This is a genomic window from Gordonia sp. 11cp (assembly GCF_057767225.1).
On sequence record NZ_CM173437.1, the window covers coordinates 1,136,480 to 1,152,145 of the forward strand.

The 15,666-nt window shown below is 68.0% G+C and carries 13 protein-coding genes; 4 read left to right on the top strand and 9 right to left on the bottom strand.

Features of this window, described 5'->3' with window-relative positions:
* Positions 1-126: 126 nt before the first annotated feature.
* Positions 127-1,962: an acyl-CoA dehydrogenase gene (locus AC3B6C_RS04905; RefSeq protein WP_055475661.1), complete on the top strand. Its 1,836-nt coding sequence runs from the start codon at positions 127-129 to the stop codon at positions 1,960-1,962.
* A gap of 107 nt (positions 1,963-2,069) precedes the next feature.
* Here the strand turns inward: AC3B6C_RS04905 and AC3B6C_RS04910 are convergent, their stop codons facing one another.
* From AC3B6C_RS04910 to AC3B6C_RS04940, 7 genes are all read right to left on the bottom strand, one after another.
* A complete protein-coding gene (locus AC3B6C_RS04910; RefSeq protein ID WP_488375194.1) occupies positions 2,070-2,816 on the bottom strand; it encodes an LppU/SCO3897 family protein in 747 nt (248 codons plus the stop codon).
* Between the two features lie 146 nt (positions 2,817-2,962).
* A complete protein-coding gene (locus tag AC3B6C_RS04915) occupies positions 2,963-4,180 on the bottom strand; it encodes a glycerate kinase family protein (protein WP_488375195.1) in 1,218 nt (405 codons plus the stop codon).
* Between the two features lie 108 nt (positions 4,181-4,288).
* On the bottom strand, positions 4,289-5,851 hold the full coding sequence (locus tag AC3B6C_RS04920) for an SLC13 family permease (RefSeq protein ID WP_488375196.1): 1,563 nt from the start codon (positions 5,849-5,851) through the stop codon (positions 4,289-4,291).
* A 143-nt stretch (positions 5,852-5,994) separates the two neighbouring features.
* Entirely contained in the window at positions 5,995-6,432 is a 438-nt protein-coding gene (locus AC3B6C_RS04925) for a hypothetical protein (protein WP_488375197.1), read from the bottom strand.
* 9 nt (positions 6,433-6,441) lie between these two features.
* Positions 6,442-7,221, bottom strand: a complete 780-nt coding sequence (locus AC3B6C_RS04930) for an SDR family NAD(P)-dependent oxidoreductase (RefSeq protein WP_488375198.1) — start codon at positions 7,219-7,221, stop codon at positions 6,442-6,444.
* Positions 7,222-7,284: 63 nt separating this feature from the next.
* Positions 7,285-8,982: a VanW family protein gene (locus AC3B6C_RS04935; protein WP_488375199.1), complete on the bottom strand. Its 1,698-nt coding sequence runs from the start codon at positions 8,980-8,982 to the stop codon at positions 7,285-7,287.
* Positions 8,983-9,286: 304 nt separating this feature from the next.
* Positions 9,287-10,600: an acetyl-CoA C-acetyltransferase gene (locus AC3B6C_RS04940; RefSeq protein ID WP_014928330.1), complete on the bottom strand. Its 1,314-nt coding sequence runs from the start codon at positions 10,598-10,600 to the stop codon at positions 9,287-9,289.
* Between the two features lie 89 nt (positions 10,601-10,689).
* On the opposite strand from AC3B6C_RS04940, the gene AC3B6C_RS04945 reads away from it, so the two are divergent.
* Both AC3B6C_RS04945 and AC3B6C_RS04950 read left to right on the top strand, forming a co-directional pair.
* Complete coding sequence (locus AC3B6C_RS04945; RefSeq protein WP_014928331.1) at positions 10,690-12,054, top strand: 3-oxoacyl-ACP reductase; 1,365 nt, start codon at positions 10,690-10,692, stop codon at positions 12,052-12,054.
* Entirely contained in the window at positions 12,054-12,941 is an 888-nt protein-coding gene (locus AC3B6C_RS04950; protein WP_014928332.1) for a MaoC/PaaZ C-terminal domain-containing protein, read from the top strand. The genes AC3B6C_RS04945 and AC3B6C_RS04950 overlap by 1 nt, the downstream gene beginning before the upstream one ends.
* A 160-nt stretch (positions 12,942-13,101) precedes the next feature.
* Here the strand turns inward: AC3B6C_RS04950 and AC3B6C_RS04955 are convergent, their stop codons facing one another.
* Both AC3B6C_RS04955 and AC3B6C_RS04960 read right to left on the bottom strand, forming a co-directional pair.
* A complete protein-coding gene (locus AC3B6C_RS04955) occupies positions 13,102-13,704 on the bottom strand; it encodes a TetR/AcrR family transcriptional regulator (protein WP_014928333.1) in 603 nt (200 codons plus the stop codon).
* A gap of 100 nt (positions 13,705-13,804) precedes the next feature.
* Positions 13,805-15,040: a glycoside hydrolase family 3 N-terminal domain-containing protein gene (locus AC3B6C_RS04960; protein ID WP_488375200.1), complete on the bottom strand. Its 1,236-nt coding sequence runs from the start codon at positions 15,038-15,040 to the stop codon at positions 13,805-13,807.
* Positions 15,041-15,069: 29 nt separating this feature from the next.
* Between AC3B6C_RS04960 and AC3B6C_RS04965 the strand changes: the two genes are divergently transcribed.
* Positions 15,070-15,627, top strand: a complete 558-nt coding sequence (locus AC3B6C_RS04965; RefSeq protein ID WP_488375201.1) for a universal stress protein — start codon at positions 15,070-15,072, stop codon at positions 15,625-15,627.
* The last annotated feature ends 39 nt before the right edge of the window (positions 15,628-15,666 follow it).

Sequence of the window (15,666 nt, forward strand, 5' to 3'; positions counted from 1 at the left end):
TACCGGCGAGTAACTTAGCTTGAGCCGAACAGTCACCTCGTCCCGGCCGGTACGCGAACATCTCGTGAGCGATCGGACCGGGCCGAAGACGCCAACGCAGACGGCCACACCAGACAAGGAACCACCATGGGCCATTACAAGAGCAACATGCGCGACCTGCAGTTCAACCTTTTCGAACTGTTCGAGCTCGACAAGGTACTGGAGTCCGGCGACTTCGGAGACCTCGACCACGAGACCGCCGTCGACATGCTGCGCGAGGTCCGTGCGCTGGCCGAGGGCCCGATTGCGGAGTCCTTCGTCGACGCCGACCGCAATCCCCCGGTCTTCGATCCCGACGAGCACAGCGTCACGATCCCCGAGTCGTTCAAGAAGTCCTACAACGCCCTGGTCGAGGGCGGCTGGGACAAGATCGGCATCGCCGAGGAACTCGGCGGCCTCCCCGCGCCGCGGTCGCTGTACTGGGCGATCGGCGAGATGATCCTCGGTGCGAACCCGCCCGTGTTCATGTACGCCGCCGGCGCCGGCTTCTCCAACATCTTCTACAACAACGGCACCGACGAGCAGAAGAAGTGGGCCGCCATCTGTTCCGAGCGCGGCTGGGGCGCCACCATGGTGCTGACCGAGCCCGACGCCGGCTCCGACGTGGGCGCCGGACGCACGAAGGCCGTTCAGCAGGAAGACGGCTCGTGGCACATCGACGGCGTGAAGCGGTTCATCACCTCGGCCGATCAGGACATGACCGAGAACATCTTCCACCTCGTGCTCGCCCGCCCCGAGGGCGCCGGACCGGGCACCAAGGGCCTGTCGCTGTTCTTCGTGCCCAAGTTCCACTTCGACTTCGAGACCGGTGAACTCGGCGAACGCAACGGCGTCTACGTCACCAACGTCGAACACAAGATGGGCATCAAGGCGTCGGCCACCTGCGAGGTCACCTTCGGTCAGCACGGCACACCCGCCAAGGGCTGGCTCGTGGGCGACGTCCACAAGGGCATCGCGCAGATGTTCGAGGTCATCGAGCACGCGCGGATGATGGTGGGCACCAAGGCCATCTCGACCCTGTCGACCGGCTACCTGAACGCGCTCGAGTACGCCAAGGAGCGTATCCAGGGTGCGGACATGACCCAGATGACCGACAAGGCCGCACCGCGCGTGTCGATCACCCACCACCCCGACGTGCGCCGGTCGCTGATGACCCAGAAGGCCTACGCCGAAGGTCTGCGCGCGATCTACCTCTACACCGCGTCGCACCAGGACACCGCCGCCGCTCAGATCGTGTCGGGCGCCGACCCCGAGATGGCCCACCGCGTCAACGATCTGCTGCTCCCGATCGTCAAGGGCGTCGGCTCCGAGCGCGCCTACGGCACGCTCGGCCACGAGTCGCTGCAGACGCTCGGCGGTTCCGGATTCCTCCAGGACTACCCGATCGAGCAGTACATCCGTGACTCCAAGATCGACTCGCTCTACGAGGGCACCACGGCCATCCAGGCCCAGGACTTCTTCTTCCGCAAGATCATCCGCGACAAGGGCCAGGCCCTCGCACATGTCGCCGGGCAGATCCAGACCTTCATCGACTCCGAGGCGGGCAACGGCCGGCTCAAGACCGAGCGGACACTGCTGAAGACCGCACTCGACGACGTGCAGGCGATGGCCGCGTCGCTGACCAACGATCTGATGGCGGCACAGGAGAACTCGGCCGAGCTCTACAAGGTCGGACTCGGTTCGGTTCGCTTCCTGATGGCCGTCGGCGACCTGCTCATCGGCTGGCTGCTCCTCCGCCAGTCCGAGGTCGCCCTCGCCGCCCTCGACAACGGGGCCTCCGACGCCGACAAGTCCTTCTACGAAGGCAAGGTCGCCGTGGCCAGCTTCTTCGCCAAGAACATGCTGCCGCTGCTCACCTCCGTCCGCGTCACCGTCGAGAACATCGACAACGACATCATGGAACTCGACGAAGCGGCCTTCTGAGACACTCTCCGCTCAACAAGAACTCCCACCGGTGCAATCGCCGGTGGGAGTTCTTGTTTGCGTGGAGTCAACGCAGATCGCGGCTCAGACCCGGCGATACGGTGATGTCACTCGATCACGCTGAAGCAGTACCCGACCGGCTTCGGCCTCTCCGCGAAGTAGGTCCCGTCCGAACCGGAACAGTCGGGCTCGCCCGCGGCCTTCGTGTCGACGCGAAAGTTGGTTCCACCCGATACCGGTGAACCACAGTCGATCTCACGGATGTCGGCAAGCGCGGTGCCACCGGTCGCAGACGGCAGATGGTAGCAACGACCCTCCTGGTACACCTGCGCCAGGCACAGCGCGCCATCCTCCCCCGCGACCCAGTACCGCGAGTACTGAGATCCGCAGAGTCCCTGCGAGATGGACTTCTCCGCGACGACGAAGTGGAAATCGGTGTCACCACACGATACTTCTGTGGCCTTGAGCGTGTCCGGCTCCGCGGTCACGGTGATGCAGTCGCCGGCATCGACGTCACTGACGTCCGAGATCCCGCCACCCTGCGCCGACGACACCAGCACCCGCGCCACGCCGCCGGCGATCACGATCAGCAACAACACCCCCACGACGCCCAGTGCGACCCATAAGCCGGTGCGCTTCTTCTTCGGCGGAGGCGGGAAGGGCGGCCCGGGTGGGTACATCCCTCCCGGCATCGGACCGGGTGGATACGGCTGCGGCGCGCCGTAAGGCATCTGATTCGGCGGCGGAGCCCCGTAGGGCTGATTCGGTGGCGGGAACCCGCCATGCGGTGGGTAATTGTTGGGTTGTTGTGGCCCGTACCGCGGGTCCCCCGGCTGATATGGCGAGTTGGTCACGCGCGAAGACTACCGGCACCCGCCGGTACGTCCAGCGCACCGGCGACCCCGCCCCAGACCTCCACCCCACACATCCACCACCGTTGGACACGTCCACCCCACAGAAGGTTGCGGAAGTGTCCAACGGTGGTGGATGTGCGGGGCACTCAGACGGCCTTCTTGCGCTTCCGTTGTCCCGCCCGGGCGGAGACAGCCGCGCCGAGCAGGATCATCCGCATCGTGCGCTCGGCGGCGTCGGCGAGGAGCTGCTCGCCGTTGGCGACCGCCTCCGACAATGGCATGGGTACCGCGATGATCGAGGCGATCGCGCCGATCCCGACGTCGTGGACCGACGGTGCACCGTGCCCGAGCGAACCCGCCAGTGCGACCACGGGCACACCCCGCAGCTGGGCGCGGCGAGCCACCTCGGCGGGCACCTTCCCGTGCGGGGTCTGGAAGTCGATGGAACCCTCGGCCGTGATCACTAGATCCGCCTTGCCGATCCGATGATCGAGGTCGATTCCCGACAGGCCGGAATCGAGCAGCGCGTCGAACCGGGAACGCAGGATTCCGCCGACCGCGGCGAGTCCCGCCCCGAGCCCGCCCGACGCGCCGGAGCCTGCTCCGTGGCGATAGTCGATGTCGGCCAGACCATCTCGCTGCAAGACGTCTGCCCAGACGTCGAGCGCGGAAGCCAGCGAGTCGACCTGCGCGGGTGTCGCTCCCTTCTGGGGGCCGAAGACACGCGCGACGCCGCTCGGTCCGGTGAGGACGTTGTGCGGATTGCCCGCGACCACCACCTCCGTCTCACGCAGCCGCGGATGCAGACCGGTGAGGTCCAGCGACGCGGCACGTGCCAGTTCGTCACCACCGCGTCCGATCTCGCGTCCGTCGCAGTCCAGGACGCGGGCGCCGAGTGCTTGCAGCGCACCGGCCCCGCCATCGCAGGTGCCCGAGTCGCCGCAGCCGACGAGAATCGCCGACACACCGGCGTCGAGGGCCGCGGCGATCAGCTGTCCGACACCGAAAGTGGTGGTGGCACCGGGGTCGCGCTGCCCCGCCGGAACGAGCGCCAGCCCTGCGGCAGCGGCCATCTCGACGACGCCGATACGGTTGCGGCCGACGCCCACTTCGGCCCAGTGCGACTGCACGGGCTCGCCGGTGGGGCCGCACACGGTCAGCTCGTGGAGCCGCCCGTTGCCCGCTGCGGCCAGGATGCGCGCCGTTCCCTCACCTCCGTCGGCGATGGGCGCGATGTCGACGCGCACTCCGGGAATCGTGCGCCGAACTCCCGCGGCGATGGCGGCCGCCACCGACACGGCGTCGAGGCTCTCCTTGAAACCGCTCGGGGCGACCAGGATTCGTTGCGGAACTCGGACGGACATCGGCACTCCTGTTGATCGATCGGACGAGGGTTGGTGACGGGATGGAAATCGGACCGGCATGACCTGCGCGGCACAGCTGTAAGGAACGAGTCGGTCGGCACGAGACGGTCAGGACGAGAGGAGGGGAAGGCCGAGATGCGGCCACACCCAGCAGGCGAAGACGATGAGCAACACCAGCGAGACCGGTGCGAGCAACGCCGACATCGTGAGGAGATGTCGCGGTTGATAACCCGGCACGTCGTCGCTCGCGGCGAACATGGCGACGGGTTTGGCCGAACTCGTGAGGGTGATGCAGAAGCCTGCGGCGGCGGTGGACAAGAAGGCCGCGGCGACCGGATCCACCCCGACGGCCGGGGCGGTCACCACGATGATGGGGATCAGCACCGCTGATCGGGCAGAACGGGATTGGATCACCAGGTGGGCGAGCAACGACACGACCGCCGACACGACGACGAACACCATCGCGGCGGCCGGGCCGGTCTCGGCGATGGAACCGAGAGCACGGTCCGCCAGCCACTGTGCGGCGCCGCTGGAGTTGAGGGCCATGCCGAGCGCGAGGGTGGCGGCCATGAACAGCAGCAGCGTCCACGGGATGGTCTTGAGTGCCGCGCTCAGCGTCGTCGCTCCGACCGCCGGCGCGGACGCGGCCAAGGCGCCGAGTACCGCGACGACCGCCGGGTCGACGCCGTGCAGCGGTTCGGAACACCAGAGCACCACCACGATTCCGAGAATGACGGACACACGACGCTGCGCGGCGGTGAGCGGTCCGGAGGTCGCCGTCCCGGTCTCCTCGAACGCGGCCGGCGGCACGCACAGCCCACGTGCCCGTTCGTCGTGATCGGTCATCAGCCACAGCGCCGCCTCGGCCGCCAGGTGCGACCACACGATGGCCAGAGGTACACCGAGGACCGCCCAGTGCACGAAGCCGATACCCTCACCCGTTGCCGCCGAGACGATCTCGGCGGTGATCAGATGAGCCCCGGCTCCCAGGAGCGACCCGACCGCCGAGAAGAGGATCACCAGCGGGAAGACCAACGCGAGGCACAGCACCAGGCGCGGCCGGTCGCGCAGTACCGCGGCGAGCGTGAGGAAGATCGGGAGTGCCAGTGCTGCGCGCCCGGAAGTCGCCGGGATCGCGAATGTGGTCAGCAACAGCGCGGCGGTGATCAGGTGGACCAGCTGACGAGGCGTGCGGGCCCGGCGGACCACCCGCGCCGACACACGAGCGGACAATCCCGACGCCGTGACCGCAGCCGCGATCACGAAAGCGCCTATCAGCAGCCAGATCACACCCGAGCCCAACGTTCCCGCGAAGGTGTCGGCGTCGATGATCCCGAAGATCACCAGCGCTATGCCGCCGCCCAGGGCGACGTAGGTGTCATCGAGCGGCGAGAAGATCCACGCCCACACCGCGACCAGGAACACGAGCAGCGTGACAACGGCGTCGAACGACAACCCACCCGACCAGCCGGCGTGTCCGACGAACGCGCCGGCGATCACGATCACGACGAGACCTGCTGCCGCCCAGGGCGACAGCACTCCGCCGCGGATGTCGGCGAAGCTGCGTCGAGGCGGCGGCGGCACCATCGGCCGGACGGGTGGGCGCGTCGCGTACATCGTCACCGGCCCCGGGTGGTCCGGGAGTCGTTCGGTCGCGGGCGGAACGTTCATGGCGACAACTATGGGTCGCCGGCGTGACACCTCCATGAGACGCGGATGAAAGTTCTTTCACGTGACCAGGTCCCGGACAACGAGAAACGCACCGCCAGATCGGCGGTGCGTCTACTCGTCGAGGTCCTCATCGCCGACGTCGGTCAGCTGCCCTGCAGCAGAAGGTTGTCCTTCAGAAGCATGTCGGGGTCGCCCACACAGAATGCGCGAACCAACAGGTAACTGTTGGGGTTGCTCTTGACCAGTTCCTTGCCGTGCCGGTCCGCGAACGCGGTGATCGTGGCGATCTGCTCGGAATCGGTGAGCGACAGATAGGTGCCGCAGGTCATCTCGTCCGGGTCGGTCGCCGCACCCGCCTGCGGCGGGACCGCCGCCGGTGGCCGGGTGGTCCGGCCGGTCGTGGCAGGTGACGTCGTGGTCGTCGCGGTCGAGGTCACCGCGGATTCAGTTGTCGTGATTGCGATCGGCGAGACCTCGGGGACAGCGGTCCCCGAGGTCTCGGTTGCACACGCGGCCGTGATCAGCACGGCCGCCATCGCTCCGATCAGACCCAGGCCGGCGTTCCGGCGGGAGTCCATCATGGCTGTTGACTACTTCGGTGGCATCCGGATGCCGCCGTCGACGCGGATGACCTCGGCGTTCATGTAGCTGTTGGTGACCAGCTCGACGACCATCGAGGCGAGCTCGTCCGGGGCTCCGAGTCGGTGCGGGAAGAGCACCGACTCGCCGAGCTTGGCCTTGAACGCCTCGGCCGATTCGCCTTCGCCGTAGATCGGGGTGTCGATCAGTCCGGGGGCGATGGTGTTGACGCGGATGCCGACCGCCGACAGGTCGCGCGCGACCGGGAGGGTCATGCCAACGACGCCGCCCTTGGACGACGAGTACGACGCCTGGCCGATCTGGCCGTCGAATGCCGCGACGCTGGCCATGTTGACGATCGCGCCACGCTCACCGTGGGCGTCGAGCGGCTCGTTGCGGCTCATCGCGGTGGCGGCGAGGCGGATGGCGTCGAAGGTGCCGATCAGGTTGATCGCGATGACCTTCTTGTAGGCGTCCAGGTTGTGTGCCGAACCGAACTCGCCGTCGCGGCCGATGGTGCGCTGCGCCCAGCCGATTCCGGCCGAGTTCACCAGCGCACGCAGCGGGCCGAGTTCGGTTGCCGCGTTGACCGCGGCCTCGATCTGCTCGGTCGAGGTGACGTCGACGCTGACGAACTGCCCGCCGATCTCCTTGGCGAGTTCCTCGCCCTTGTCCGCGTTGAGGTCGGCGACGACGACCTTCGCACCCTTGGCCGCCAGCTGGCGAGCCGCTGCTGCGCCGATGCCGGAGGCGCCACCCGTGACGATTGCACTAGCTCCATTGATATCCACGACTCGGAGCCTATCGATCGTTCTATCGCTCGGTAAAGTCCCTCCGCGAAACGCCCCGTCGGGTCAGACGCACTTCACGATCGGTTCGGGCGCATAACGGACGGTACGGGTGGACCGGTCGATCTCCCGTCCCGTGCGCGCATCCTTGATGATGCGGGTGTCCGACGTGGTGAAACCCTTGCTCCCGCTGCTGGGGATGCAGTCGTCTCCGCGCGGAACGCGGACGCGCTGCGGGTCGGTCGTCGCGTACCGTTCCCCGGTCACCGACTCCACCTCGAACGCTTTGGTGCCCCACAACCTCACTGTCACCGACGACGACGACCAGCTGGTCTCGATCAGGACGCCGTGCCGCGTGTTGTTGCGGAACTTCAGGTCGATGGCCCCTTCGAAGACCGTCGCCTCCCGCGCCTCGGGGTACCGCGAGATGTAGTACGCGTGCTCGGTGTGATCGACGTCCTCGAGTCCGGCGAAGTACGCCGCGTTGTACAGGGTCGTCGCGAACTGGGAGATACCGCCGCCGACCGCGGTCGACGCCCGGCCCTGGTCGATGATCGTCGACTCGACATATCCCTGCTCGGACCCGCGCGGTCCGGTGTGTCCGTTGAGCGAGAACACTTTTCCGGGCATGACCAGCGCCCCGTCGACCTCGGCGGCGACGAGCCGGATGTTCTCCCCGGAGGCACTCGAGAAGCCACCCGTCGTGTACTCGCTGATCAGTTCCGTGACACCGAGCTTGCGGGCGGCATCGGTCGTGAGCTTCGGTTCCACCTCGTCGTAGACGACCTCGACCGTGCGGTTGCCACCGTCGGCGGCCGCCCTCGTCGCAACGGCCTCGAGCGTCTTCGGCCAGTTGACCGATGCGCCGGCGACCCCGGGCACCACCGTCGGACGGCCGGACGCGAGGCTGAACCTCGCACTGACCGGGGCGCGCTGGGACGCGTCGAGGTCGGGGGCGAGGATCTGGCGGGCGACCTTCTCATCGGCTCGGGGCGTGAGTCCGCCGCGCCCGTCGGGACCGAAGGTCACCATCGACGCCAGGTCTCCCGCGGGTACCTCGACCGTCCGTTTCCGCCGGTCGACGAGACGCACGGGAGCCGACGTCACGCGTTCGGCAGGTCCGGCGACGGTGGCCGCCACGACCTCGGCGCTGACGGTCGGCGAGAAGGGCTCCATGGGCAGGTCGACGGGTCTGCCGTCCAGCCAGTGGTCGACGAGGGCGGCGGCTGCCGCGTCCCGGGCGATGCGCTCACCCGCGGCGGGTTGATCTCCGACGGGCCGGGTGCCGTCGTAGTGCACGCCACCTTCGACCGCCGCCTTCTCGAGTGATGTGCGCTGGGCGTCGAGAGCGGCGTTCATCGCGGCCCGATCCAGCCTGACGACCGGTTCGACGTGGGCGTCCCGGCCGAACAGGGCGCCCAGTCGCACGAGAGGGTTGCGCGGTTGCTCGAGCAGACGTGTGCGTGTCGCGTCGAGGTCGAAGGAGAGTCCGAGATCGGCCGGCGCGACTTCGGCCGAACCCTCCGGCGTCCGCACGATGACCGGCTGGGTCGAGCGCGCCGCCAGCTCGTCGAGGACGGGAGTGAGTCCGGCGGTGTCCCGACCACCTGCGTCGATTCCGCCGACGACGGCGTTGCGCGCGGAATCGGAGCGGGTGGCGACGAATTCGGCGGCGAGGACGAGGGTGACCACGGCGACGACGGCGAGCACGGCGCGAAGCGCGGATCGTGCTCGGCGAGAGCCTGGGGTCACAACTCCATCCATCGTGGCTGACAGCCGGGTGGGGCTGACGAGTGGGCAGATCAGGGGGTGGCCGCAGAACTACGGTCGGAAAGTAGGCGCTCCGGCCGAGCTGTCGGGTCGGGGGTCTGACAGCGCAGCCGGAGCTATAGACATATTTACGCTACTTTTCGGCCGGAGGCATCCCCGAAAGGACGATTCTGCCGAATATGTGACGAAGTACCCCGTTTCGTCCCACGAAGGTGAGACGGATCGGTTGATCAGTCGCCAACCCGTCCCACCTGTCGGGATCCGGTCCCTCGCCGCGTCGGATGCGACCTCGTCCGGGTCAGCCCTCGATGATCGCGGTGACGCCCTGCCCGCCGGCGGCACAGATCGAGATCAGTGCGCGACCGCCGCCGTTCTCCTTGATCTGCTTGGCCGCCTGCGCGACGATCCGGCCGCCGGTGGCGGCGAACGGGTGACCCGCGGCCAACGACGAACCGTGGACGTTGAGCTTGCTGCGGTCGATCGAACCCAGCGCGGAGTCGAGGCCGAGACGCTCCTTGCAGTACTCCTCGGACTCCCACGCCTGCAGGGTGGCGAGGACCACCGACGCGAAGGCCTCGTGGATCTCGTAGAAGTCGAAGTCCTGCAGGGTGAGTCCGTTGCGGGCGAGCAGTCGCGGAACCGCATAGGTCGGCGCCATCAGCAATCCGTCGGGACCGTTGACGTAATCGACTGCGGCCGTCTCGCTGTCGACGAAGTAGGCGAGCACCGGTAGTCCACGGTCGGCGGCCCACTCGTCGCTGGCCAGCAGCACGGTCGACGCGCCGTCGGTGAGCGGCGTCGAATTGCCCGCCGTCATGGTCGCGTCGCCTAGGGAGACACCGAAGACCGGCTTGAGCTTGGCGAGCTTCTCCGCGGTGGAGTCACCGCGCAGGTTCTGGTCGCGGGTCAGGCCGAGGAACGGGGTGATCAGGTCGTCGAAGAAGCCCGCGTCGTACGCCGCTGCCATGTTCTGGTGGCTGCGCGCGGCGAGCTCGTCCTGGTCGGCGCGCTTGATGCCGAACTCCTTGGCGGTGACGGCGGCGTGCTCACCCATCGACATGCCGGTGCGGGGCTCGCCGTTGCGCGGGATCTCGATGCCGAGCTTGGTCAGCAACTTCGCGGCGCCGAGGATCTGGTCCTTGGTGCTGCGTGCCCGGTTGACCTCGAGCAGCTGACGACGCAGCCCCTCACCCACGGCGATCGGGGCGTCGGAGGTGGTGTCGACGCCGCCGCCGATCGCGGCGTCGTAGCGGCCACGGGCGATGCCGTCGGCGACCGTCGTGATGGCCTGCAGACCCGTTCCGCACGCCTGCTGGATGTCGAAGGCGGGGGTGTACGGCGAGAGGGCTGAACCGAGCACGGACTCGCGGATGAGATTGAAATCACGAGCGTGCTTCAGCACGGCACCGCCGGCGACCATGCCGAGTTGCTCACCCTGCAGGCTGAACCGGCTCACCAGGCCGTCGAGGGCCGCGGTGAACATCTCCTGATTGCCGACCTTCGCGTACGCCTTGTCCTGGCGCGCGAACGGGATGCGGTTGCCGCCGAGGATCGCGACCGGGCGGTCGGTCCGGGTCTTGGGCTTGCTGGCGGGGTTGGACTGTTCGGCCACGTCGATCTCCCAGGGTCGTGTGCGGTATCTATAGCGTATTCTTACTCATCAGTAAGTTCGTTGTCGAACGACCGTCAGAGGAGATCACCGTGGCCGCCAACGGAAACACTGGCCTGTACTCGAGCTTCGTCCATTCCGCGCCCGGCGCATTCATCGCCAAGCAGGCCGGATTGCCCGTCCCGCCGCCGCTGCGGCGCTACAAGCCCACCGAGCCGCCGCTGCCCGGTCCGGTGCTGCTCGGCGGGTCCGGCCGACTCGTCGAACCACTTCGCGAGATGCTCTCCACCGAGGACTACGACCTCATCCAGAACGCCACGACCGGCCGCAGCGCCGACAAGTTCGGCGGCCTGGTCTTCGACGCGACCGGCATCACCTCCCCCGCCGAGCTGCGTCAGCTCTTCGAGTTCTTCCAGCCCGCGATGCGTTCGACCGCACCGTGCGCCCGGTTCCTCGTCATCGGCACCACCCCGGAACTGGTGACCGACCCGTCCGAGCGTGTCGCACAGCGCGCACTCGAGGGCTTCACGCGCTCGCTGGGCAAGGAACTCCTGAAGGGCTCCACCGTCCAGCTCGTCTACGTCTCCCCCGACGCCAAGACCGGTCTGACCGGACTCGAGTCGACCGTACGCTTCGTCCTGTCGGCGAAGTCGGCTTTCGTCGACGCCCAGGTCATCCGGGTCGGCGGCGCCGATGCGACAGCCCCGAAGAACTGGGACAAGCCGCTCGAGGGCAAGGTCGCCGTCGTGACCGGTGCCGCGCGCGGCATCGGCGCGACGATCGCCGAGGTGCTCTCGCGCGACGGCGCGCACGTGATCGCCGCCGACGTCCCGCAGGCGGGTGACGCACTGTCGGAGACCGCGAACAAGGTCGGCGGCACGGCCTTCCCGCTCGACGTCACCGCCGCCGACGCCGGCGCCAAGCTCGCCGAGCACGCCCTCGAGCGGCACGGCGGCATCGACATCATCGTCAACAACGCCGGCATCACCCGCGACAAGCTGCTCGCCAACATGGACGACGCCCGCTGGGACGCGGTCATCGCGGTCAACCTCATCGCACCGCAGACCCTGGTGGAGACGCTGCTCGAGAAGGGTGCGCTGCGCGAGGGCGGCGCCGTCGTCGACGTGTCGTCGATCGCCGGCATCGCGGGCAACCGCGGCCAGACCAACTACGGCGCCTCCAAGGCGGGTGTCATCGGACTCGTCGACGCCTACGCGCCGATCCTGGCCGAGAAAGGCATCACCATCAACGCGGTGGCCCCCGGCTTCATCGAGACCAAGATGACCGCGGCCATCCCGCTCGCGACCCGCGAGGCCGGACGCCTGATGAGCTCGCTGCAGCAGGGCGGCCAGACCGTCGACGTCGCCGAGACCGTGGCCTACTTCGCCAACCCGGCGAGCAATGCCATCACCGGCAACGTGGTCCGCGTCTGCGGCCAGGGATTCCTGGGGGCCTGATGCCGAAGACGATCACACTCCCGGCGGCACCCGGCACCGGTGAGCTGTACGGCAAGGCGGTCACCGCGCTGCTGCCCGGCATCGGCAAGCCGCCGCGTGTCCCCGCCGACGCGACCGCACCCGAGACGCGCTACCGGCTCGAGGGCATACGGGTGGACTCGGCTGCGCTGCAGGCGTATTGCCACGCGACGGGGCAACGATTCGGCGACACCCTGCCACTGACGTACCCGTTCGTGCTCCAGTTCCCGGTGACCATGAAACTGATGACGTCCGACGAATTCCCGTTCGGCGCCGTCGGTTCCGTGCACATGACGAACACGATCGAGCGCAAGCGGCCCATCGCGGCCGGCGAACCGCTCGACATCGTCACGCACGCGCAGAATCTCCGGGAGCACCGCAAGGGCATCCTGATCGATGTCGTCAGCGAGGTCAGCGTCGGATCGGAACTGGTCACCACGCAGACGGCTACCTTCCTGAAGCAACAGCGCACCAGCCTGTCCGACGAACCGCGTGGTCCCGAACCGAAGTCGAAGACCCCGCCGCCGCCGGACGCGATCCTCGCCGTCGACCTCAAGCGGATCCGCGAGTACGCGGCCGCCTCGGGCGACCGCAACCCGATCCACATGGGCAACCTGCCGGCCAAGGCCTTCGGTTTCCCCAAGGCGATCGCCCACGGGATGTGGAGTGCGGCAGCGGCCATCGCGAACGTGGAGGCGCAACTGCCCGACGCGGTCACCTACGACGTCAAGTTCGGCAAGCCGATCCTGTTGCCTGCCAAGGTGAATCTGTACACCCGCCGCATCGACGGCAAGGGCAGCTTCGACATCGCGATCCGCGACCGTCGCAAGGGATTCCCGCACCTCACCGCGACCACGCGGGAGGGCTGAGGGCTTCCGCTCTTCGCTCCCGCGGTCCCGTTTCCGTCCCGCTGATCGGATCTGATCAGCGGCTGGGAACCGGGGCCGCGGGAGTTTCTGCGGCACAGAGGTTGTCAGCTCTCAAAAGGCCCAGAGGCTGCGCTCCCGCGCTCGTCCGGGGCCAAGTCGCTCAGGAGTCGGTACCGACACCCTTCAGGCCGCGCCAGGTGATGCCGACGAGGAGGTTGGTGGCCTTCTCGAGGTCGACGTCGCCCTCGGTGATGCGGTCGGCGACCGCCTCGGCGGCACCGACGATCGAGACGGCGGTGAGTTCGAAGTCGAGATCGCTGGCGCCCTCGACCGTGGTGCCGGCCTTGATCAGCTCGGTGACCATCTCGGTGACGCGCTGGCGGCTCTCGGAGACGATGCCGGCGAAACCGGCCGTGCCGATGGCCACGCGGTACAGAACTCGCCAGGACTGACGGTGCTCGTGCACGAAGCGGAGAAACTCGCGGATCACCGTGACCGCCTGCTCGCGCTGCGAGAGCGAGGGATCGAAGCCGACGCTCATCGCGTCGATGAACAGGCCCGACTCGCGGGCGATGCAGGCACTGAAGAGCTCGTCCTTGGAGCCGTAGTACAGATACAGCATCGGCTTGGAGATCTGCGCCTCGGCGGCGATCGCATCCATCGACGTCTCACGGAAGCCGTTCTGCGCGAACACCTTGACGGCCGCATCGAGCATCTGCTGCTCGCGCACCGCGCGCGGCAGTCGCTTGGTTCCGCCCGACATGACCGCCACCTCCGTTCACCACATCCGTTCGACCGACGATATCAACAACTTACCAATCGGTAAGGTGAAACCCCATTCGCATGGGCCGGGCCTGCGCAGTTCAACATTTCACCACACCCTTGGACCGCAGGATGCGCACCACCTTGTCGTCGAGGCGGGCGGGTGCGAGACGACCGGTCGACACCGCGCGCTCGAGATTGTCGAGCACCGAGTCGACGCGGTCGGTGGACAGCCACAGCGCGACGTCGCCGCCCGCGAGGATGAACTTCTCCACCGCCTGCTCGATGGGGTACTGCGCGCTGATCGCCGCCATGCCCGACAGGTCGTCGGAGTAGATCACGCCGTCGAAGCGCGGACCGTCGTAGCCGACACCGGTGCGCAGCATCTGGATCGCGGGCCGGCTGATGCTCGCGGGCAATCCCTTCGTCAGGCCCGGGACGATCAGGTGTCCGACCATCGCTCCCGCGGTCCCGGGGTCACGCAACAGCGTCCGGAACGGCACGAGGTCGCTGTCCTGCAACTCGGCGAGCGAGGGGACGGTCACGACACCCAGGTGCGAGTCGCCCGAGCCGTGTCCGTGCCCCGGAAAGTGCTTGTACACCGGCGTGATTCCCGCGTCGGCCAGCCCGGCGGCGTAGGCGCCCGCATATCGGGTGACGACCGCGGGGTCGTTGCCGAAGGAGCGGTCGCCGATCACCTCGTCATCAGATTCGTCGCTGACGTCGGCGACGGGAGCGAAGTCGACGGTGACCCCGAGGCTCTTCAGCTCGCGGCCCACGCCGGCCGCGATCGCCCGCACCTGCTCGGGCGTCTTGGTCTGCGCCAGCTCGCGCGGCGAGGCGTGGTCGATACCGAGGGCCGACAGCCGCGACACCCGGCCGCCTTCCTGATCGACCGTGACCATCAACGGAATCGAGGAATTCTGCGAGATCCGTGCTGCCGCACCGCTCGTCAGGATCGCCTTGTCGGTCCAGCTCCCGACGAAGATCCCGCCGATCTCCTCGTTCTCGACGATCTGCTGCGCATCGGCCGCCCCGGTCACACCGACGACGATCAGCTGCGCGAGCTTCTGGCGGACCGACAATTTCGCGAGTTCGGTTGCACCGCAAGCATTCGCGACCGGGGTGACGGATGTCGACGCCGATGAAGACGTCGCCCCCGCATCGGCCGACGCCGAGTACGAGGGCGTCGGCGGTGGCGAGTCCGGCGTCGACGACGTGCACGCCGCGAGCGCCGCACACACCACGGCGACCGTTCCCGTCGTCACCGCATTGCGAATCCACGCGTGACGAACCCCCTCAGGACGAATCCGCCGGGGTCTGCGAGTTGGGCCCATGGCTCGAGTCTGGCATGTAGTCTGAGCCAATGGACGCGGGGTCCGTTTCGTCCGGGTCCGCCGCCGCCGGAAGCGGCAGCGGCGGTGACAACGGCGCGCAGACACTGATGATCGCCTACGACGGATCACCGAACGCCGATCGCGCCATTCGCTACGCCGGACAATTCCTACGCGCGCAGTCCGCGGTGGTCGTCACCGCCTGGCAGCCCGGCGGCATGACCCCGGCGCGGATGTCCACCCTCGCGGGCGGGATGCAACCGTTCATCGACACCCAGCTCGACGCCGGCGTCGACCAAGCCCTCGAAGACGAGGCCGCCGCAATCAATGAGCGTGGCGTGACGCTCGCCGCCGAGTGCGGGCTGTCCGCGCGTGGAACGCTCGTCGAAGTGGAGTCGACGGTGTGGGGCGCGCTCGTCGCCGCGGCCGAGGCGCTCGACGTGGACCTCCTGGTCACCGGCACCCGCGGGGCGTCGGGACTCAAGGCATTGTTGCGCTCCAGCGTCGCCGAGCGGGTTCTCAAACACTGCCATCGGCCGGTGTTCATCGTTCCCGCCAAGTGCGACAAGGAGCCACAGGTCACGCCGTAGATGTCCTGATCTGTGGGATGCGTGGCCTGGACGCCACGG

Coding starts and splice junctions, on each gene's coding strand:
- AC3B6C_RS04905 (WP_055475661.1), top strand. CDS start 127: ATGGGCCATTACAAGAGCAACATGCGCGACCTGCAGTTCAACCTTTTC.
- AC3B6C_RS04915 (WP_488375195.1), bottom strand. CDS start 4,180: ATGTCCGTCCGAGTTCCGCAACGAATCCTGGTCGCCCCGAGCGGTTTC.
- AC3B6C_RS04920 (WP_488375196.1), bottom strand. CDS start 5,851: ATGAACGTTCCGCCCGCGACCGAACGACTCCCGGACCACCCGGGGCCG.
- AC3B6C_RS04925 (WP_488375197.1), bottom strand. CDS start 6,432: ATGATGGACTCCCGCCGGAACGCCGGCCTGGGTCTGATCGGAGCGATG.
- AC3B6C_RS04935 (WP_488375199.1), bottom strand. CDS start 8,982: ATGGATGGAGTTGTGACCCCAGGCTCTCGCCGAGCACGATCCGCGCTT.
- AC3B6C_RS04950 (WP_014928332.1), top strand. CDS start 12,054: ATGCCGAAGACGATCACACTCCCGGCGGCACCCGGCACCGGTGAGCTG.
- AC3B6C_RS04955 (WP_014928333.1), bottom strand. CDS start 13,704: ATGTCGGGCGGAACCAAGCGACTGCCGCGCGCGGTGCGCGAGCAGCAG.
- AC3B6C_RS04960 (WP_488375200.1), bottom strand. CDS start 15,040: ATGGGCCCAACTCGCAGACCCCGGCGGATTCGTCCTGAGGGGGTTCGT.
- AC3B6C_RS04965 (WP_488375201.1), top strand. CDS start 15,070: ATGGACGCGGGGTCCGTTTCGTCCGGGTCCGCCGCCGCCGGAAGCGGC.